Here is a 19,559-nt window from a genome sequence, read left to right as displayed (position 1 = left end):
GCAAGCTCGCTCCCACAGGTCCTGAGTCTGGACTTAATTTCACCGAGCAGGATTTCATGACTCCCTTGCCCGCACCTTTGCGCTGGCTGTATTCCCTTGAGTGGCGCCGGGGTTTTTTCGACTGGGCACGCAGTGACGGCGTGACCTGGGTCTACATCTTCAAGGTGCTGATCGCCGCGTTCCTGACCCTCTGGCTGGCCATGCGCCTGGAACTGCCGCAACCGCGTACAGCGATGATCACCGTGTTCATCGTCATGCAGCCGCAGAGTGGCCAGGTGTTCGCCAAGAGTTTCTATCGTTTCCTTGGCACGCTGGCCGGGTCGGCGGTGATGGTCGCGCTGATTGCCCTGTTCGCGCAGAACACCGAACTGTTCCTCGGCTCGCTGGCGATCTGGGTCGGCATCTGCACGGCCGGTGCGGCGCGTTATCGCAACTTCCGCGCCTATGGGTTTGTGCTCGCCGGTTACACTGCAGCGATGGTCGGCTTGCCGGCGCTGGCGCACCCGGACGGCGCGTTCATGGCAGCGGTCTGGCGGGTGCTGGAAATCTCCCTGGGGATTCTCTGTTCGACCCTGGTCAGCGCCGCGATCCTCCCGCAAACCGCCAGTGCCGCGATGCGCAACGCCTTGTATCAGCGCTTCGGGGTGTTTGCACTGTTCGTGACCGATGGCTTGCGCGGGCGCAGCCAACGCGAGGCTTTTGAAGCCGGCAACGTGCGGTTTATTGCTGAAGCCGTGGGCCTGGAGGGTTTGCGCAGTGTCACCGTATTCGAAGACCCGCACATGCGTCGGCGCAATGGTCGGCTCAGTCGCTTGAACAGCGAGTTCATGGGCATCACCACCCGGTTCAACGCGTTGCACCAATTGCTCGAACGCTTGCGCAGCAGCGGTACCGAACAGGTGGTGGCAGCGATCAAACCGGGGTTGCAGGACCTGGCCGAAGTGCTCGATGGCTTCTCGGGGCGTGCACTGACGCATGCCGACGCGGCGTGTCTGGCGGCGCAATTGGCGGCCTACAAAGAGGGCTTGCCGGCGCGGGTGCGCAGCTTGCGGGCGAGCTTTCAGCAGAGCGAACCGAGCGACGCCGAACAGCTGGATTTCCACACCGCGTACGAGCTGCTCTACCGCTTCGTCGACGAAGTGCACAGCTATGCACAGACCCACGCCTCGCTGGCCGAGCACCGCCACGAACGCGAGCAATGGGACGAACCCTACACCCCGAAAACCAATTGGCTGGCGTCGGCCGCGGCGGGCATTCGGGCGTCGTTCATTCTGATTGTGCTGGGCAGTTACTGGGTCGCTACCGCGTGGCCGAGCGGCGCGACCATGACCTTGATCGCGGCCGCCACGGTCGGTCTCTCGGCGGCCACGCCAAACCCCAAACGCATGGCGTTCCAGATGGCCTGCGGGACGTTACTCGGGGCGCTGATCGGTTTCGTCGAGATGTTTTTCATCTTCCCGTGGATCGACGGCTTCCCTCTGTTGTGCGTGATGCTGGCGCCGGTGATCGTGCTCGGCTCGTTCCTCACCTCACGGCCGCAGTACGCCGGCGTCGGCCTGGGGTTGCTGATCTTTTTCAGCACCGGTTCAGTGCCGGACAACCTGACGGTCTACAACCCTTACACCTTCATCAACGACTACATCGCGATGGTCATGGGCATGCTGGTGTGCGCGGCAGCCGGGGCGATCATCCTGCCGCCCAACAGTCGCTGGTTGTGGTGGCGTCTGGAGCAAGACTTGCGTGGGCAAGTGGTGTTCGCCATCAGCGGCAAACTCAAGGGGCTAGCGTCGGGTTTTGAAAGCAGCACCCGCGATCTGGTGCACCAGGCTTATGGCCTGGCCGCCGGACAGCCTCAGGTGCAACGCGATCTGCTGCGCTGGATGTTCGTGGTGCTGGAAGTCGGCCACGCGATCATCGAGTTGCGCAAGGAACAGGCGATCCTCCCGGTGCACCCGGCCTATGCCGAAACCCAGCCGTGGCGCCAGGCGATCCGGGTCATGGGGCGCTCGCTGGTGCGGCTATTTCTGCAACCTAGCCAGAGCAATCTGGAGCGCAGCCTGGTGGCGGTCGACCACGCCATCAGCCGCACCCAGGCCACCGACGAACCGTTCGCCCCGCACTTCGACACTTCGGCCCTGCGTCGGGTGAAGAGCTACCTGCATTTCATCCGCACTTCGTTGCTTGATCCGCAATCGCCGCTGGCAGCGCTCGCTGCCGCTCAAGGACCTGACCATGCCTCGTGAAATCGCCTTCCACGGCGTGTATATGCCGACCATGACCCTGATGTTTTTCATCGCTGCGGCAGTGGCCTGGGCACTCGACCGGTTTTTGTCCGGGTTCGATCTGTACCGCTTCTTCTGGCACCCGGCGCTGTTGCGCCTGAGCCTCTTCACCTGTTTGTTCGGCGCCCTTGCGCTGACTGTTTACCCTTGAGACCGATTCGATGAAAAAACTCTTCAGTCTGCTCGCGACCTTGTTGGTACTGGCCCTCGCACTGTGGATCGGCCGGACCCTCTGGGTGCATTACATGGACACCCCGTGGACCCGCGATGGCCGGGTGCGCGCCGACATCATCAACGTCGCCGCCGACGTCACCGGCGAAGTGATCGACGTGCCGGTGCGTGACAACCAACTGGTCAAAAAGGGCGACCTGCTGATGCAGATCGACCCCGAGCACTACCAGATCGCGGTGAAACAGGCGCAGTCGCTGGTGGCTTCACGCAAGGCCACCTGGGAGATGCGCAAGGTCAACGCGCGCCGCCGCGCCGACCTCGACAACCTGGTGATCTCCAAGGAAAACCGCGACGACGCCAGCAACATCGCCGACTCGGCGCTGGCCGACTACCAACAGGCCCAGGCGCAGCTTGAGGCCGCAGAGTTGAACCTCAAACGCACCAAAGTGCTGGCGGCGGTGGACGGTTATGTCACCAACCTCAACGTCTATCGCGGCGACTATGCGCGCATCGGCGAAGCGAAAATGGCCGTGGTCGACATGAACTCGTTCTGGGTCTACGGCTTCTTCGAAGAAACCAAACTGCCGCATGTGAAGGTCGGCGATAAGGCCGACATGCAATTGATGAGCGGCGAAGTGCTCAAGGGCCATGTCGAAAGTGTTTCGCGCGGTATCTACGACCGCGATAACCCGGAAAGCCGCGAGTTGATCGCCGACGTGAATCCGACCTTTAACTGGGTGCGCTTGGCACAACGGGTTCCGGTGCGGATTCACATCGATGAAGTGCCGGAGGGGGTGCTGTTGGCGGCGGGGATTACGTGTACCGTGGTGGTCAATCAGACCATTCAGCAATAGCGCCTGAGTTGAAACGACAAAACCCGCCAGCCTTGTGAAAAGGCGGCGGGTTTTGTGTTGTTCGCAGACACGGCCGAGAACCTGTGGCGAGGGGGCTTGCCCCCGTTGGGGCGCGAAGCGACCCTAAAACCGGTGTCCGCGGTGTATCTAGGAGTTTCCGTTGGCCGGGGGGCGGCTGCTGCGCAGCCGAACGGGGGCAAGCCCCCTCGCCACAAGAGCCCCAAGGTGTTGCTTGTTACTGCGGCGAATCCGGTGGGTAGAGGTGGTCCAGTGCGCGATTAACGGCGAGTTCGGCCAGGGAAATCATCTGCTGAATCGCCAGCGCGGTATTGCGCTTGGGGCCTTCAAGCTCAAACGCCAGATCGCTGGCCATGACATTCACCGAGGCCAGGGTCTCACAGGCGTGGGCCAACAGAGTTTCAGAGTCGACGTCGGGGGCAATGACGAAAATGCAGCCGGGACGGCGGTCGGCCAACAACTGCTTGGTCTCGGGCAGCACCAGGTAGTGGTCGAGCGCACGGTGCGCGGCGGCGTGGAGTTCTTTTGAATCGAGGGAGGCGTAGGGGGAGGTGCCGTCGGTATCAGGGGGATTGTGGGTAGCTTTTGACATAGTGATGCTCCAATGGGCTGAGTCACTCCTATGAGAAATCCGGGCTACCACACCCGATCGCTGAATGGGCAGCGACCCGAAAAGGTTATCCGTCCCTCATGACCCGGCGCAACCGTCAAAACGTGTCGGAACCGTCCTCAGAAGCGCGGGCTATTGTCTTTCAAAAAGCTACGCGACATAAACACCCTTGTTTATCGTTCAACCCTGGCAATACGTCTCATGTAAATGCCGCCACAACAGCCCACCTGACGGCAGCCTTTCAATCACCGCCGTCGCACGCCGATCATTCAGCACGCCGCTCGCATCGGATTGCAATTCGCGATAGCTGACGGTGGCGCCGTTTGCGTGTTGGTCAATCCCGCGCAGTTCGCTCAGGCCGATTTTCAAGCCAAGGCGGGCGCCGCCGAGTTTATCGAACAGCTCGCTCAAACCCGGATAATCCAGCGCGTTGCCGCCAGGCACGATCATCGAAAACTGCGGCGAGAAACGCGCTAGCAGCTGCGTCAGTACGCCTCTGTCGGCCGTGCCGGAAAGCCATTGCTCGATGTCGACGAGGGTCTGGGTCACTTCGTTGAAGTAAGGGGTGTAGTCGGTCATGTTCTTTCCTTGAAATGAGCGCAGGGTAGGAGGGCCATTGTTCTAAACATTTAAAGCTGGCCTGTCAGGCCAAACCGCTTCATCAACCCGCTTTCCAGCAAGCCTTTGGGCAGCAATCCCGCCAGCAGCGGCAACGCCCGGCTGCCATTGCCCAGACGCAGCAAGCGCGGCGGTTTTGGTTGTTGTACGGCTTTGAGCAGGTCGCCGGCAAACGTGCTCGCCGGGGTCGGGTTGTTCTGAGAGGCCTTGGCCCGAGCGCGAATACCCTCGCGCAACGGCCACCAGGGCGATTGTTCGCTGATCAACAGTTCGGCTTCAACGCCTGCGTTCCTGGCGAAGCTGGAGGCAATGGCGCCGGGCTGGACTTCCATCACCCGGATGCCGAACGGCGCCAGCTCCATGCGCAATGCGTCGCTCAAGGCATGCACGGCGGCTTTCGAGGCGCAGTAGGCACCGGCGAATGGCGTGACCAAAACGCCGGAGACGCTGCCGATATTAACCACTAATCCCTTGGCTCGACGCAGCACGGGAAACAGCGCACGGGTGACACCGACCACGGCGAACACGTTGGTTTCGAATTGACGTTGCATGGCCGCGACACCACCGTCGAGCAGTGGCCCCATGGCACCGTAACCGGCGTTGTTGATCAGGATGTCGAGGCCGCCGTATTGCTGGTTGATCCGTTCGCTCAATTGCTCGAGTGCCGGTTCGTCGTTGACGTCCAGTTGCACCGCGGTGAACCCGGCTGCGGCGAGTGTCGCCACATCTTCAGCCTTGCGCGCTGTGGCCAGGACCTCGAAACCGGCGTTTTTAAAGGCGTCGGCCAGGGCGCGGCCAATGCCGCTGGAACAACCGGTGATTAACGCGACGGGCATGGCGCGGTCCTTGTGCAAGAAGAAGGGGGGCAGAGAAGGATCAGTCAGAGAAACTACCTTGCAAATGCTCGGCGCGAAACTCCAGGGTTTGCGGGCGATAGCCGGGACGCAGCGGCGGCATTGGCAAACAGTCTTCCCACGTGGCGCCGGCCTGTAGTTCGCCGGGACCACGGTAGCGCGGCGCGGCGTATTGATTGTCCGCCAGATTGACCGTATCGCCCGGCGCATAGGCGGCGACCCGCCAGCGCAACTCGGTCAGCGGCACGTCGTTGCCGTTGTTCAGCTTCAGTTCCAGCGGGCGATCCGCCGGGCAGTGTTCCGGTGCGTAGGTGATGCGCAACTCCAGCCGCGCGAGTTGCTTGATCTCGCGGTTGTCCAGCCACATGACCCACGTCGCTACCAGCCCCAGCCCGATCGCCGCTGCCAGAGAGACCGGCAAGGCCTTGGCCGGGTAGCGCAGCAACAGGATCAGCCAGGTGACGACCAGCAGAACGCCGATGAACATGTAGCGAAACCTCGGGAGGGGAGAGGGCCATCCTACCTAAGCGTAGATGTGATTGACCATGGCGTAGCGGCGACGCCGCGTTAAATGGGCGTTTCCCCCCCAGCGTGCAGAAACGAAAAGCCCCCACCCAACCTGCTGCAGACAGGGGGCGCAGTCGGCTGGACGGGGGCTTTTTTTCAGCAATCGCCTTATTCGGGAGCGTGGTCGCGCAGGAAAACCAGGTTGTCGGGTTTCGACTGTTCGGCGCTGTAGCGGTAACCCTGTACGTCAAATTGCTTGAGCGCAGCCGGGTCGTTGATGCGTTCCTGGATCACGAAACGGCTCATCATCCCGCGGGCTTTCTTCGCGTAGAAACTGATGATCTTGTACTGGCCGTTCTTCAGGTCCTTGAACTCGGTGTTGATGATCCGGGCGTTCAAGGCGCTGCGTTTGACCGCCGAGAAGTACTCGTTGGAGGCCAGGTTGAGCAGCACGTCATCGCCTTGCGCGGCCAGGGCTTCGTTCAGCCATTCGCTGATTTGCGTGCCCCAGAAGGCGTACAGATCCTTGCCGCGGGCATTGGCCAGTTTGGTGCCCATCTCCAGCCGATACGGCTGCATCAGGTCCAGCGGGCGCAGCAGGCCGTAGAGGCCCGAGAGCATGCGCAAGTGTTGCTGGGCGTAGTCGAAATCGGCTTCGCTGAAGGTCTGGGCATTCATGCCGGTGTACACGTCACCCTTGAACGCCAGCAGCGCCTGCTTGGCATTGGCTGGCGTGAACGCCGGGGTCCAGCTGCCGAAGCGCGCGGCGTTGAGGCCGCCGATCTTGTCGGAAACGTGCATCAACTCGCTGATTTGTGCCGGGCTCAGTTCGCGCAATTGCAGGATCAGTTCCTGGGAATGGTCCAGGTACTGCGGTTGAGTGAAACGCTGGGTGGCCGGCGGTGTTTCGTAATCGAGGGTCTTGGCGGGGGAAATCACCATCAGCATGAAGTCGTCTCCTTTAATCGTGCGGGGATTCTAGGGGGTTGTCCCGGTTGACTCCAGTTATGGACGTGATAGCTGATCGGTGGTGTTGAGTCCTTTGTGGCGAGGGAGCTTGCTCCCGTTGGGCTGCGAAGCGGCCCTGAAGTTTGCAACTTCATCATGTCAGGCAAATCGCGGTCGCTGGCTTTGCGACCGCTTCGCGATCGAACGGGAGCAAGCTCCCTCGCCACATTGGGTACGCAGGCGCAGCAGGGAAGATCGCGAGATCAGCTATAGTGCCGCGCGGGTTTTGTTATGGAGACATCCCTTTGCGTATCGCTTTACTGTTTTGTGCCTGGTTGTTCAGCGTGGGTGCCTATGCTGCGCCCAACAACCTCGCCACGCTGGATCGCAGCACCTGGCCGGAGCAACTTGGCAACCCGACCCTGTTCGATGTCGCTTCACGCGCGGAAATCCTCACCTTCGCCCGGGCCTTGCTCGCCAGTGAAGCGCTGGATGAGGCGGCTTTAAAGCAGCGCCTGGGGTTGCGCATGATCAACCTCGAGTCGATCAACACCCTGCGCGCGCGCATGTGGCAGCGTTTGCTCGCCAACTATAATTTTGCACAGCGCAGTTGCGATCAGGATGCGTCCTTCTGTTTTCTGGTCGAAGACATGGATACCCTGCGCGAACAGGCCGCCAAGTTCGAACTCGGCGAAGACTCCTATTACGCCCGATGGGCCGGGCCGAGCCGGCGTTTCCATGAGCGCTATCTGGACGAACAAATGCGCAAGGCCGCGCTGTTTCCGCAGACCAGCAGCGAAGTCGAACTGTTCGGCGACTACGAGCGTAACGGCGATGAGCTCAACGACCGCTTGTTTGTGCTGAGCTTCGACAGCGCTGCCAACCTCGCGCCGGACAACACGGCGTGGGTGGCCGAATACTTGCGCAAGGCGAACCTGAGCGGGATCTTTTTTGTACTGGGCAGCGATATCCAGAACCGCTTGGCACAGCATTCGGTGGCCGAGCTGCAAGCGTTGTACTCAAAGCAATGCATCGGCGTGCAGGGCTGGGAGTTCCGCTCCCACAGCCATTGGCAGGATTGGCAGTATTCGGTGACTCGCAGCGTCGAACTGGTGAAGAGCAAACTGCCTTCGAGCTTCGTGCCGTTGTTCCGTCCGCCCAATGGCCAGCGTCGTGCCGATGCGCAGGGTTTCTTCAAGGCTCAGGGGTTGCAGGTTGCGCTGTGGGACATCGATCCTGCGGACGGCAGTCGTCAGCTCACGGCTGAGCAGAGCGCGCAGCGGGTGCTGACATTGATGCTGTTGTGGCGCCACGGGGTGATCAATTTCAACGCCAAACAGGACGTGGTGAAAACGGCAATGCCCTGGCTGTTGACGCACACGGCGCAAAGCGGGATCGGTTGGGAAGATTGTCAGGACGCTTTTCGCTGAAACGCGAAACCCCGGGAAACAGTGGGGCAGGGGGAATTTCAGGAGGGATTTCGATACAGACGGACTTTCGACTTTAACGGCGCCGGCGCGGCGCGCCAAGGGCTTTTCGTCACTCTGAAAAATAAACTTCAAAAAAGCGTCAAAGTGCTTTTTTCTGTCACAGGTTTTGGAGTATTACGAAGACAGACCGCCGAAACCTGCAACACAGGTGGCGTCTTCCAAGACCCCGTGTGTGCAGTTCACTTGAGTCGTGCAGTTCATTTCAGTACGACAGGTGAATTCGGTGGCCACTTCGAGGCGCAGCACCGTCATGGTATTGCGTCGACTGGCTCCCACAAAGGTGACCGAGTATGGATGATCACGGACGTAGCCCCTCCAACCTGCCAATCCTTTATGTACTCGATACCAACGTATTGATCCACGATCCAAACGCGCTCCTGAACTTCGAAGAACACCACGTTGCCATCCCGATGACCGTCCTTGAAGAGCTGGACAAGCTCAAGAGCGGCCATCACAGCGTTGCGGCCGAATGTCGTCAGGCCATTCGCCTGATCGACAACACGCTGGGCGACGCCTCTCCCGAAGACGTTGAACTGGGTGTACCGATCCAGCGCGGAAAAAGCGGGCCCAAGGGTTTGCTGTCGATTCTGATGAGCAAGCGTACCGAGCCGAACATCGTTCTGCCCGAACACCTGAACGACAACATCATCATCAACCAGTTGATCGACCTGCACTCGCGTGACAAGGAACTGCGTGTGGTGCTGGTGACCAAAGACATCAACATGCGCCTCAAGGCCCGGGCCTGCGGGATTGCGGCCGAGGACTACAGCACTGACCAGTTGGTTGACGACGTGTCGTTGCTGCCCAACGGTTATCACAACATGACGGGCTCGTTCTGGGACCGTGTGAGCAAGGTCGAAACCCGTCAGGACCATGGCCGCACCTGGCACCAGGTCCAGTTGATCGACAACCTGCCGGCCGTGCATATCAACGAGTTCATCATCGACGAACAGGGCTTTGTCGGCTGGATCAAGGAAATCCAGGTCGATAAGCTGCTGATCCTCGACCTGCATCAGGAACCTCTGTTGCACCAGGAAGCCTGGGGCCTGAAACCACGCGACATCTATCAGAGTCTGGCGCTGTACGCCTTGCTCGACCCGGACATTCACCTGGTCAACCTGTCGGGTGCGGCAGGCTCGGGTAAAACCATTCTGGCGCTGGCTGCGGCAATCGAGCAGACCATGGTCAGCAAGCGCTACCGGCGCATCATCGCCACTCGTAGCGTGCAGGGACTGGACCAGGAGATCGGGTTCCTGCCAGGCACCGAAGCGGAAAAAATGGAGCCTTGGCTGGGCGCCATCACCGACAACCTCGAAGCCTTGCACATGGATGACGAAAGCACCCATGGCAGCGTCGACTACATCCTCAGCAAAGTGCCGTTGCAGTTCAAATCCCTCAACTACATCCGGGGCCGCAGCTTCCAGCAAAGCCTGATCCTGATCGACGAATGCCAGAACCTTACGCCGCACCAGATGAAAACCATCATCACCCGTGCCGGCGCCGGTTCCAAAGTGGTGTGCCTGGGCAACCTGGCGCAGATCGACACCCCTTACCTGTCCGCGACCAGCTCCGGGCTGACGTACCTGACTGAACGCTTCAAGGATTTCCCCAACGGTGTGCACATCACCCTGCAAGGGGTGCCACGTTCGATTCTGGCCGAATACGCCGAATCGCATTTGTAACCTTCACCCAAACCGGGCGGCCTCAAAGCCGCCCGGTTTTTTGTGTCTGGCACAAATCCCTGTGGGAGCGAGCCGGCTCCGGGCGGCGTTCCGACGATAGCGGCGTAACAACCGACATCAATGTTGAATGTGATGACCTCATCGCGAGCAGGCTCGCTCCCACATAGATAGTGGTGAGCCGATAATCAAACTCGCGAAAATTTGACCCACGGGTTTACAATCGGTGCTCCTGATCAGGAGTAAAGCTGTGCTGACTCATCTCGATTCCCAAGGTCGCGCCAATATGGTCGACGTCACCGAAAAAGCCGTGACGTTCCGTGAAGCCACGGCCGAAGCGCTAGTGCGCATGCTCCCTGAAACCCTGCAAATGATTGTCAGTGGTGGTCACCCCAAAGGTGACGTGTTTGCCGTGGCGCGCATTGCCGGCATTCAGGCGGCGAAGAAAACTTCCGATTTGATCCCGCTGTGCCATCCGCTGATGCTCACCAGCGTCAAGGTCGAACTCAGTGCCGAAGGCCTCGATGCCGTGCGCATCGTCGCCCGCTGCAAACTGTCCGGGCAGACCGGGGTTGAAATGGAAGCACTGACCGCGGCCAGTATCGCCGCGTTGACCATCTACGACATGTGCAAGGCCGTGGACCGTGGCATGGTCATCGAAACCGTGCGCCTGCTGGAGAAGCTTGGCGGCAAGAGCGGGCATTATCAGGTGGCCGATCAATGAAGCTGACGGTAAGGTTTTTCGCCCGTTACCGTGAGGCGCTGGGCGTTGATTCGTTGAGTGTCGAAGGTGATTTCGCTTCGGTCGACGATGTGCGTTTGCTGCTGGCGCAACGCGAGGGTGCCGAGGTGCTGAGCGAGCAGAACCTGATGTGTGCGCGTAATGAAGACTTGTGCCAGCTCGACGAACCGCTCGTCGATGGCGATGAAGTGGCGTTTTTCCCCACCGTTACCGGAGGCTGACCCATGGCGATTCGCGTGCAGTCCACGGCGTTCGACCCGGGCGCTGAAGTCAATGCGATGCACGCGGCGAATGTCGGCGTCGGTGCGGTGGTGAGTTTTGTCGGTTATGTCCGAGACTTCAACGACGGGCTCGATGTGGCCGGGATGTTTCTTGAACACTACCCGGGCATGACCGAAAAGGCCCTCGGCAAGATTGTCGTCGAGGCCGAGCAACGCTGGCCGTTGCTCAAACTGGAAGTGCTGCACCGCATCGGCGCATTGGAGCCGGGCGAGCCGATCGTCTTCGTCGGCGCGGCGAGTGCCCATCGTCAGGCAGCATTCGACGCCTGCGCCTTTGTCATGGACTACCTGAAAACCCGTGCACCGTTCTGGAAAAAAGAAAACACCAGCGACGGCCCGCGCTGGGTTGAAGGGCGCGACAGTGATCACGCTGCGGCGGATCGTTGGAAGAAGTAGTCCCTCAGCGCTCTTGAGTACGTCATCGCGGGCAAGCCTTGCTCCTACGGTTTTATGTCGTTCGCGAATACGCGGTCGACTCAGCACCTGTAGGAGCGGGGGGACGCCTAGTTCTTGCCCGCGATGGGTCCATCAGATGCGCCCAAACTCTCTCTGATTCACCGCCCGACCAGAGGAGCAAAGAACTGCGCACGCCTGATTGACGGACAATACATAAAAGTCCAGTATGGAATTATAAGTACAAAAAAGGCGTTTCCCGTTTCACTTTCTTCTGTCTTGCCAAACCAACAACAACCCGCGAGAAAACGAACATGAAGAAGCTCCCCCTGATCGGTGGCCTGGCCCTGAGCCTGTTGGCGTGCAGCAGTCTGTTTGCCGCCGAGAAAACCCTGCGCATCGGTATCGAAGCGGCATATCCGCCGTTTGCCTCCAAGACCGCGGATGGAAAAATCATCGGCTTCGACTACGACATCGGTAACGCGCTGTGCGCGCAGATGAAGGTCAAGTGCGAGTGGGTCGAGGGCGAGTTCGACGGTTTGATTCCTTCGCTCAAGGTGAAGAAAATCGACGCAGCGCTGTCGTCCATGACCATTAACGAAGACCGTAAAAAGTCGGTGGACTTCACCCACAAGTACTACTTCACCTCATCGCGGCTGGTGATGAAAGACGGTGCGGTGGTTGATGACCAGTACGCAAGCCTCAAGGGCAAGACCATTGGTGTGCAACGAGCAACCACCACCGACCGTTACGCCACGGAAGTCTTCGAGCCCAAGGGCATCAAGGTGGCGCGTTATGGCAACAATGAAGAGATCTACATGGACCTGGCCGCCGGGCGTCTGGACGGTGTTTTCGCCGATACCATTCCGCTGAGCGACTTCCTGTCGATGCCTCGCGGCAAGGGCTACGCTTTTGTCGGGCCGGAGCTCAAGGACCCGAAATACGTGGGTGAGGGCGCCGGGATTGCGGTGCGCAAGGGCAACACCGAATTGGTTAGCCAACTGAACAATGCCATCGACGGGATTCGCGCCAACGGCGAATACCAGAAGATTGAAGCCAAGTACTTCAAGTCGGATATCTACGGCGATTGATTGATCTGTGGCGAGGGAGCTTGCTCCCGCTCGGCTGCAAAGCAGTCGTGAACCTGGCAAACGCTTTGTACCTGACAGAGCGCACTGCCTGAATTCAGGGCCGCTTCGCCCGAACGCGGACCGGCCCACGGGAGCAAGCTCCCTCGCCACATGGCTAATTTCAACCTTTTAAGGTTTCAGCCTTTCAATTCTTTCAAATGCTTGTACACCGTCGCCCGTCCCATATTCAGCACGTTGGCCACATAGTTGGAAGCGCTTTTGCCTTTGAAGGCGCCTTCGGCGTGCAACGCCAGCACCAGCTCACGTTTGTGCTCGCGAGTCAGCATATTCAGACCCAATTGCCGCTCTCGCAGCCAGTTATGCAGGAAGGTGTTGATGCGCTCCTGCCAGTCGTCGCGAAACAGCGCGTCAGGTTGCGGGATCAACTTGCTCGGTGAGAGAAACAGATCCAGCGCGGCCTTGGCGTTTTCAAACAACGAGATATTCAGGTTGATGCACAGCACGGCAATCGGACGCCCTTCGCTGTCGCGCAGAACGCTGCTGAGGCTGCGGATCTTTTGCCCATCCCAATTGAGTTTTTCGTACGGGCCGATATTCCGCTCGCTGATCTCTTCGCTGAGCATGTCCTCCAGTGCGGCATCGTCACCGACTTCACGTTTGGACAGGTTGTTGGCGATGTAGTCGATTTTTTGCGTGCGCAGGTCGTGCAGCACCACCTCGGCGTGGGGGAAAAACAGCGTGGCAATGGCGTCGGCGATCGCCCGGTAGTTATCCAGTGCGGGATCTTGAAGAGGTGGGGTCATGGGTGTTGCTCCAGGCAATCAGCGCCCCGTAGAAAAAGGGCGCTGGGAGTTTGCCGTAATCGGGGTCAGACGTCACCCCGCAGGCAGGTTCAGCCAAGGCGGGAAGGGGAGAGCATCGCGGCGTTGAGGCCAAAGCGGCTGAGTTGCTCCGGCAAGGCTTCGCCACGAACCAGCGCGGCACTGGCCTGGCCCATGGCAGGCGAGGTTTGAATGCCGTAGCCGCCCTGCGCGGCGACCCAGAACAGCCCCGGCACGTGCGGGTCGAAGCCGCTGATCAGATCACCGTCGCCGACAAAACTGCGCAAACCTGCCCAGGTGCGGGTCGGTCGGCGGATGGTCAGGGTGGTGGCTTCTTCGATCTGGTAAATGCCCATGGCGATGTCCAGCTCTTCGGGCTGCACGTCATGCGGCTCGACCGGGTCGGCATTGGCCGGCGAACCAAGGAACATTCCGGCATCGGGCTTCATGTAGAACGATTCGTCGAGGCTGACCAGCATCGGCCAGTCGTGGATATCCACCCCTTCGGGACCGGCGAAGATGAAGGCTGCGCGACGCTTGGGGACCAGGCCCAGAGGCTTGGCGCCGGCCATTTCACCGAGTTGGTCGGCCCAGGCGCCGGCCGCGTTGATGATGATCGGTGCGCTGAAGGTCTGTTGGGCGGTTTTCACTTGCCAGAGATTGTCGGCATCGCGCGTCAGGCTCAGGACTTCGCTGTCGGTGTGCACTTCGCCCTGGTTGCGGCGGATACCGCGCAGGTAGCCTTGGTGCAGGGCGTCGGTGTCGATGTCCGTGGCGGTGGGGTCGTAGATTGCTCCGTGAACCTTCTCGCGACGCAGGATCGGGATGCGGGCACAGGCTTCGTCGGCGCTGAGCAGTTGCATCTGCGGCACGGTCGCCTTGGCGCTCAGGTACTGATTGTTCAGCTCGTCCGGATCGCCAGTGAAGTCGACCGTCATTTCGCCGCGCGGGGTCAGCAGCGGGTGTTCGCAGAAACCGGCGGGCGGTGCATCGAAGAACTCACGGCTGGCCTGGGTCAGTGCGCGCACTTGCGGCGTACCATAAGCGGCGGTGTACAAAGCGGCTGAACGCCCGGTGGAGTGATAGGCCGGGTGGGATTCGCGTTCGAGCACGATTACCCGACCCTTTTGCGATAGCCAAAAACCGGTGGAAGCACCGGCGATACCACCGCCGATGATGATGAAGTCTGCCTGGACCATGAACGTCTCCTGTGTGGGGGGGCGCAATGCTGAAATTGTAGAGACCCCCTGTGGGAGCGAGCCTGCTCGCGATGCAGACGCCGCAATCCGTCAGACAAACAGCGGTGATGCAATCGCGAGCAGGCTCGCTCCCACAGGGAAAGCGTTTCGTTTCAGTTCTGGTATTGCAACTGATAAAGGGCATTGGCCAGGGCGATGTCTTCCAGGCCCAGACCGATGGAACGGAAGAACACATGGCGATCATAAGCCGGACGTGGCGTCTGTTCGCTCAGCAATTCGGCCAGGTCGCCCGCGATCGTACTTTTGTCCCAGCCGTGTTGCTCGCTGGCGATCAGCATTTCGCCAGCGGAATCCGGAGTGGTCAGGCGATAGTCGCAATAGACCTGCATCCCGCTCAGCGTTGCAGGCGGCACCTCGTGGGCACGCACTGCGTTGGTACTGATGGAGGTAATCAGTGTCGGTTTGCCCAAGGTCCGCGGGTCGATGACGGGGGCGGCAGACGAGGTGCACAGCATGATCACGTCGGCGTCCTGGATCGCGGCTTCGCGGCTATCGAACACCTTCAGGCGCGAGTCGATGGCCGAGAGTTGCGCGAGCAATTGCGGGTCCCGGTTCGCCAGATTCGGCGAATAGAGGCTGATGCTTTGCCATTCCCGCACGTTTCTCGCGTAATGCAGGTGAGCCTGGGCGACCGGGCCACTGCCGATGATTGCCAGGCGCGTGGCGTGCGGCAGGGCAAGGGCATCGATGGCGACGGCAGTGGTCGCGGCGGTGCGTGCGGTGGTCAGTTCACCAGCATCGCAGAGCAACAGCGGCTGGCCGGTTTGCATCGACATCAGCAGCGTCCAGGCGGTCACCAGCGGACCTTCCTGGCGCACGATGTAGGGCGAGGTTTTCACGCCGTACACACCGTCTTCGGCCAACACCCCGAGGTAATTGATGAAATCACCGGCACCTTGCGGAAACTCCACCCGTTGCTGAGCCGGTTGCACGGCCTGACCCGCGGCCAGATCGCGGAACAGCTTGCGCAGGATTTTCGGCACGTCGACCTGCTCAAGCAGTTCGCGGGCCTGGAGTTTGGCGATCACATAAGGTATGCGGGTCATGCGGATGCTCCGTGGATTCGCTAGTAAACTAATTTGTCCATTGTGGACTTATTGTTCTATTTGGCAATATCCAGGCGTAAAAAAAGCGCAGTCCGTTGCCGGCTGCGCCTTCTTTTGGGGGGAGCGCTGTGCGACCGAAAATTACGGACGCTTGCGCTCTACAGGGCGTAACAGATGAGTCGGCGGGGTTTCGCAACTGATCTTGCGACCCAGCAACGCCTCGATGGACGGTAGCTGGTAGGAGTCGTCTTCACCGGCGAAGCTGATGGACACGCCATCGGCACCCGCGCGACCGGTACGACCAATGCGGTGGACGTAATCGTCCGGCACTTCCGGCAGGGTGAAGTTGATCACGTGGCTGATACCGTCGATGTGAATCCCGCGACCGGCGACATCGGTGGCCACCAGCACGCGGATCTTGCCTTCGCGGAATCCTTCCAGGGTCTTGATGCGCTTGTGCTGCGGAACATCACCCGACAGCTGGGCCGCGTTGACGCCGTCACGCACCAGACGTTCTTCGATGCGCCGCACTTCATCCTTGCGGTTGGCGAAGACCATCACCCGTTCCCAGCCGTTGTCGGTGACCAGGTTGTAGAGCAGCTTGTATTTATCGGCGCCGGCAACGGCGTAGATGTGCTGTTCGACGTTTTCGCTGGCAACATTCTCGGATTCGATTTCAACGATGGACGGGTCGGTGGTCCATTGCTTGGCCAGGTTCATCACGTCTTCGGTGAAAGTGGCGGAGAACAGCAGAGTCTGACGTTCGCTTTTCGGTGGGGTCTGGCGAATGATCTGACGCACTTGTGGGATGAAACCCATGTCGAGCATCCGGTCGGCTTCGTCGAGCACCATCACTTCGATCATGTCCAGGTGCACGTCGCCGCGCTGGTTGAAGTCCAGCAGGCGGCCTGGGGTCGCAACGAGGATGTCACAGTGGCGGGCTTCGAGGTGTTTGAGTTGCTTGTCGAAGTCCATGCCGCCAACGAAGGTCATGACGTTGAGGCCGGTGTACTTGGTCAGGTCGGCCGCATCCTTGGCGATCTGCACCACCAGTTCACGGGTTGGTGCAATGATCAGCGCCCGTGGCTCGCCCATGTAGCGCTCTTTCGGCGGCGGGGTTTGCAACAGCTGGGTGATGATCGAGATCAGGAACGCGGCGGTTTTGCCGGTGCCGGTCTGGGCGCGACCGATGGCGTCTTTGCCGGCGAGTGTGAAACCCAACACCTGCGCCTGGATCGGCGTGCAGTACGGAAACCCCAGGTCCTGGATGGCGTGCATCAGTTCCGGGGCCAGTTTGAAATCATGGAAACGGGTTTTGCCTTCCTGGGGCTCAACGACGAAGTCTTCGAGTTTCCAGGCGACTACGGGCGGTTTCGGCGCACGTTCGCGGCGCGGTTGCGCAGGTTTTGGCGTCTCGCTGCGCGGTTTTTCCGCTACAGACTCGGTGGCCGGCGTGTTCGCGGGCGCATGTTTCGGTGCCGCGACAGCTGCGGTCTGGCCAGGCTGATGACCGTCGGTGCGGCTGCCGGGTGTGTGGGAAGGTGCGCTGGAGCTGGGCGCGAGCTGCTCAGCCTCGCTTTTACCGAACATTTTCTTGAGTGCTTTGAGCACGGTCATCTCATCAATTGGTTAAGGAATGTACGCCGGCCAGTGTAATGCAAGAAACGGGCGCGGCGTAGTGTGTTGCTCATACAGCTACCGGAAGTTTGTGTATTAGCGCAAGCGGTCCGCGAGCCAGACACCAATATCGCGGATTTCTTCGGGTAACACTTCGTGACCCATTGGGTATTCCTGCCATGTCACGGTGACACCACGGGTCTTCAAATGCTCGTACGCACTGCGTCCCATGGAGTTCTGCACCACATCGTCGTATTGGCCATGCAGACACAACACCGGAATCCGCTGCTGGCTGGCTGAAAGCTCCAGCTCATCGCTGAACGTCGGCGCATAGGTGGAGAGGGCAAGTACGCCACCCAGCGGTCCCTGCCATCTCAGGAAAGCGCTGTGCAGCACGACTGCGCCGCCTTGGGAAAAACCTGCAAGGAAAATCCGCGAGGCGTCTATTCCGCTGGCGCGCTGCTCTTCGATCAGCGTTATGACGGTTTGGGCCGACACTTCCAGCTCTTCGTGATTGATGCTCCGGGCGGGGCTCATGGCCTTGATGTCGTACCAGCTGGGCATCTCGTAACCACCATTGATGGTCACTGCGCGGGTCGGCGCCTGGGGCAGGACGAAGCGGGTGGTCAGCAGGCGTTCCTGCAGAGCTTCGGCCACGGGCAGGAAGTCATAGCGGTCGGCGCCCAGGCCGTGCAGCCAGATTACGCAGGCGTCCACAGGCTTGCTGGGCTGGAGAATAAGGGGCTGGGTCATGTTTGCTCCAAATGTGTGCATTCGCTTTCTTTGAGTGCGAGCTCAAAGTGCACGACTGGTTTGTCAGTTAAGAATATGTCGCAAGAATGAAAGTTTTTCTCTTGACCGCTCGCTGAATCGCTTTAGCGAGCGGTCTGGTACGGGCCTTGCTATGGAAAAACCGGTGCAAGTAATCCTGCGTCTGGCGGTAACACTATCAGTGTACTGCTGGCTGTGGGATAGCAAAGAATCCGGTGATGGATGTTCGCCAGTGACCGCTACGGGCTTCGCGAACGTGAAAGGGCTACAGCCCGTTCGGCCGATTGGTGAGAAGTGAGTTTTCCATGATGTGGATTTTCTCCTACTAGACTCATAGCTAAGGTCTTACGCCGCTTGACCCAACAAAAAGCCAACACGGGTCAACAGTGCCTCATAAGGGTGCGGCAGGACTCAAGCTCCGACACAACAAGAGCAAAACTGGAGGTTTGAATGAAGATGTTGAAATCCACCCTGGCAGTCGTGACTGCGGCCGCAGTACTCGGTGTCAGTGGGTTCGCTCAGGCAGGTGCAACCCTGGATGCCGTGCAGAAGAAAGGCTTCGTGCAGTGCGGCGTGAGCGATGGTTTGCCAGGCTTCTCGGTTCCGGACTCTACCGGCAAGATCGTCGGTATCGATGCTGACTACTGCCGCGCTGTGGCCGCTGCTGTTTTCGGCGACGCGACCAAGGTCAAGTTCAGCCAGTTGAATGCCAAGGAGCGTTTCACTGCGCTTCAATCCGGCGAAATCGACATGCTGTCGCGCAACTCCACCATGACCAGTTCCCGTGACGCGGGCATGGGCCTGAAGTTTCCTGGCTTCATCACCTATTACGACGGCGTAGGCTTCCTGGCCAACAGCAAGCTGGGCGTGAAGAGTGCCAAGGAACTGGATGGCGCGACCATCTGTATTCAAGCCGGTACCACCACCGAGCTGAACGTGTCCGACTACTTCCGGGCCAACGGCCTGAAGTACACCCCGATTACCTTCGACACCTCCGATGAAAGCGCCAAGTCGCTGGAGTCCGGTCGTTGCGACGTGCTGACCTCCGACAAGTCCCAGTTGTATGCACAGCGCAGCAAACTGGCTTCGCCTAAAGATTACGTAGTTCTGCCGGAGACCATCTCCAAAGAGCCTCTGGGTCCAGTCGTACGTAACGGTGACGATGAGTGGCTGGCGATCGTTCGTTGGGTCGGTTACGCAATGCTCAACGCCGAAGAGGCCGGTATCACCTCGAAAAACGTCGAGGCTGAAGCCAAGTCGACCAAGAACCCGGACGTCGCCCGTCTGCTGGGCACTGACGGTGAGTACGGTAAAGATCTGAAGCTGCCGAAAGACTGGGTAGTGAAAATCGTCAAGCAGGTCGGTAACTACGGCGAAGTCTTCGAGAAGAACCTCGGCAAGAGCACTCCGCTGGAAATCGACCGTGGCCTGAATGCGCTGTGGACCAACGGCGGCATTCAATACGCACCACCAGTGCGCTGATGGTTCTATCACCCGGTGGGCCAAC

Annotated in this window: 20 protein-coding genes; 10 read left to right on the top strand and 10 right to left on the bottom strand. The window is 59.9% G+C overall.

The features are described 5' to 3' along the window. Nucleotides 1-56: 56 nt before the first annotated feature. From HK44_RS09895 to HK44_RS09885, 3 genes are read left to right on the top strand one after another with little or no spacing between them, the layout of a single operon-like run. Complete coding sequence (locus HK44_RS09895) at nt 57-2,243, top strand: FUSC family protein (RefSeq protein WP_019691944.1); 2,187 nt, start codon at nt 57-59, stop codon at nt 2,241-2,243. Next, nucleotides 2,233-2,433, top strand: coding sequence for a DUF1656 domain-containing protein (locus tag HK44_RS09890; RefSeq protein WP_019691945.1), 201 nt, complete (start codon nt 2,233-2,235; stop codon nt 2,431-2,433). The genes HK44_RS09895 and HK44_RS09890 overlap by 11 nt, the downstream gene beginning before the upstream one ends. 10 nt (nt 2,434-2,443) lie before the next feature. Beyond that, nucleotides 2,444-3,307 carry an efflux RND transporter periplasmic adaptor subunit gene (locus HK44_RS09885; RefSeq protein WP_019691946.1) on the top strand — a complete coding sequence of 288 codons (864 nt, stop codon included), beginning with the start codon at nt 2,444-2,446 and terminating at the stop codon, nt 3,305-3,307. Between the two features lie 235 nt (nt 3,308-3,542). Here the strand turns inward: HK44_RS09885 and HK44_RS09880 are convergent, their stop codons facing one another. The 5 genes from HK44_RS09880 to yaaA all read right to left on the bottom strand — a co-directional run bounded on the left by HK44_RS09880 (nt 3,543) and on the right by yaaA (nt 6,862). Continuing rightward, nucleotides 3,543-3,917 (bottom strand): DUF6124 family protein, encoded by a 375-nt coding sequence (locus tag HK44_RS09880; RefSeq protein WP_019691947.1) that lies wholly within the window; start codon nt 3,915-3,917, stop codon nt 3,543-3,545. Between the two features lie 198 nt (nt 3,918-4,115). Next, on the bottom strand, nt 4,116-4,514 hold the full coding sequence (locus HK44_RS09875) for a hypothetical protein (RefSeq protein ID WP_019691948.1): 399 nt from the start codon (nt 4,512-4,514) through the stop codon (nt 4,116-4,118). A gap of 50 nt (nt 4,515-4,564) precedes the next feature. After that, nucleotides 4,565-5,389 (bottom strand): SDR family oxidoreductase, encoded by an 825-nt coding sequence (locus HK44_RS09870; protein ID WP_019691949.1) that lies wholly within the window; start codon nt 5,387-5,389, stop codon nt 4,565-4,567. 40 nt (nt 5,390-5,429) lie between these two features. After that, a complete protein-coding gene (locus HK44_RS09865) occupies nt 5,430-5,894 on the bottom strand; it encodes a hypothetical protein (protein WP_019691950.1) in 465 nt (154 codons plus the stop codon). Nucleotides 5,895-6,082: 188 nt separating this feature from the next. Continuing rightward, entirely contained in the window at nt 6,083-6,862 is a 780-nt protein-coding gene (yaaA, locus tag HK44_RS09860; protein WP_019691951.1) for a peroxide stress protein YaaA, read from the bottom strand. 305 nt (nt 6,863-7,167) lie between these two features. Here yaaA and HK44_RS09855 point away from each other — a divergent pair, with 305 nt between their 5' ends. From HK44_RS09855 to HK44_RS09830, 6 genes are all read left to right on the top strand, one after another. Beyond that, nucleotides 7,168-8,292, top strand: a complete 1,125-nt coding sequence (locus tag HK44_RS09855) for a polysaccharide deacetylase family protein (protein ID WP_019691952.1) — start codon at nt 7,168-7,170, stop codon at nt 8,290-8,292. 350 nt (nt 8,293-8,642) lie between these two features. Continuing rightward, nucleotides 8,643-10,034, top strand: coding sequence for a PhoH family protein (locus tag HK44_RS09850; protein ID WP_019691954.1), 1,392 nt, complete (start codon nt 8,643-8,645; stop codon nt 10,032-10,034). Between the two features lie 247 nt (nt 10,035-10,281). After that, nucleotides 10,282-10,755, top strand: a complete 474-nt coding sequence (gene moaC, locus HK44_RS09845; RefSeq protein WP_019691955.1) for a cyclic pyranopterin monophosphate synthase MoaC — start codon at nt 10,282-10,284, stop codon at nt 10,753-10,755. After that, nucleotides 10,752-10,994, top strand: coding sequence for a MoaD/ThiS family protein (locus HK44_RS09840; protein WP_019691956.1), 243 nt, complete (start codon nt 10,752-10,754; stop codon nt 10,992-10,994). Before moaC ends, HK44_RS09840 begins: the two co-directional genes overlap by 4 nt. A 3-nt stretch (nt 10,995-10,997) precedes the next feature. Further along, the gene (moaE, locus tag HK44_RS09835; protein WP_019691957.1) at nt 10,998-11,450 is read left to right on the top strand and encodes a molybdopterin synthase catalytic subunit MoaE; all 453 of its coding nucleotides are present in this window, start codon (nt 10,998-11,000) and stop codon (nt 11,448-11,450) included. Nucleotides 11,451-11,761: 311 nt separating this feature from the next. Continuing rightward, entirely contained in the window at nt 11,762-12,538 is a 777-nt protein-coding gene (locus HK44_RS09830; protein ID WP_019691958.1) for an ABC transporter substrate-binding protein, read from the top strand. A 176-nt stretch (nt 12,539-12,714) separates the two neighbouring features. Here the strand turns inward: HK44_RS09830 and HK44_RS09825 are convergent, their stop codons facing one another. From HK44_RS09825 to HK44_RS09805, 5 genes are all read right to left on the bottom strand, one after another. Further along, entirely contained in the window at nt 12,715-13,341 is a 627-nt protein-coding gene (locus tag HK44_RS09825) for a helix-turn-helix transcriptional regulator (RefSeq protein WP_019691959.1), read from the bottom strand. A gap of 89 nt (nt 13,342-13,430) precedes the next feature. Then, on the bottom strand, nt 13,431-14,558 hold the full coding sequence (locus HK44_RS09820; protein WP_019691960.1) for an NAD(P)/FAD-dependent oxidoreductase: 1,128 nt from the start codon (nt 14,556-14,558) through the stop codon (nt 13,431-13,433). Between the two features lie 152 nt (nt 14,559-14,710). Continuing rightward, complete coding sequence (locus HK44_RS09815) at nt 14,711-15,664, bottom strand: ornithine cyclodeaminase family protein (protein WP_019691961.1); 954 nt, start codon at nt 15,662-15,664, stop codon at nt 14,711-14,713. Between the two features lie 141 nt (nt 15,665-15,805). Beyond that, entirely contained in the window at nt 15,806-17,281 is a 1,476-nt protein-coding gene (gene rhlB / locus HK44_RS09810) for an ATP-dependent RNA helicase RhlB (protein ID WP_019691962.1), read from the bottom strand. Between the two features lie 96 nt (nt 17,282-17,377). Beyond that, a complete protein-coding gene (locus HK44_RS09805) occupies nt 17,378-18,034 on the bottom strand; it encodes an alpha/beta hydrolase (RefSeq protein WP_019691963.1) in 657 nt (218 codons plus the stop codon). 468 nt (nt 18,035-18,502) lie between these two features. Between HK44_RS09805 and HK44_RS09800 the strand changes: the two genes are divergently transcribed. After that, entirely contained in the window at nt 18,503-19,534 is a 1,032-nt protein-coding gene (locus tag HK44_RS09800) for an amino acid ABC transporter substrate-binding protein (RefSeq protein WP_019691964.1), read from the top strand. The last annotated feature ends 25 nt before the right edge of the window (nt 19,535-19,559 follow it).

The sequence above is a fragment of the Pseudomonas fluorescens HK44 genome, assembly GCF_000217955.3.
In the GTDB taxonomy this organism is placed as follows: domain Bacteria; phylum Pseudomonadota; class Gammaproteobacteria; order Pseudomonadales; family Pseudomonadaceae; genus Aquipseudomonas; species Aquipseudomonas fluorescens_AQ.
Note: the sequence above shows the minus strand (reverse complement) of the source record. Positions and strands in the feature narration are given on the sequence as shown.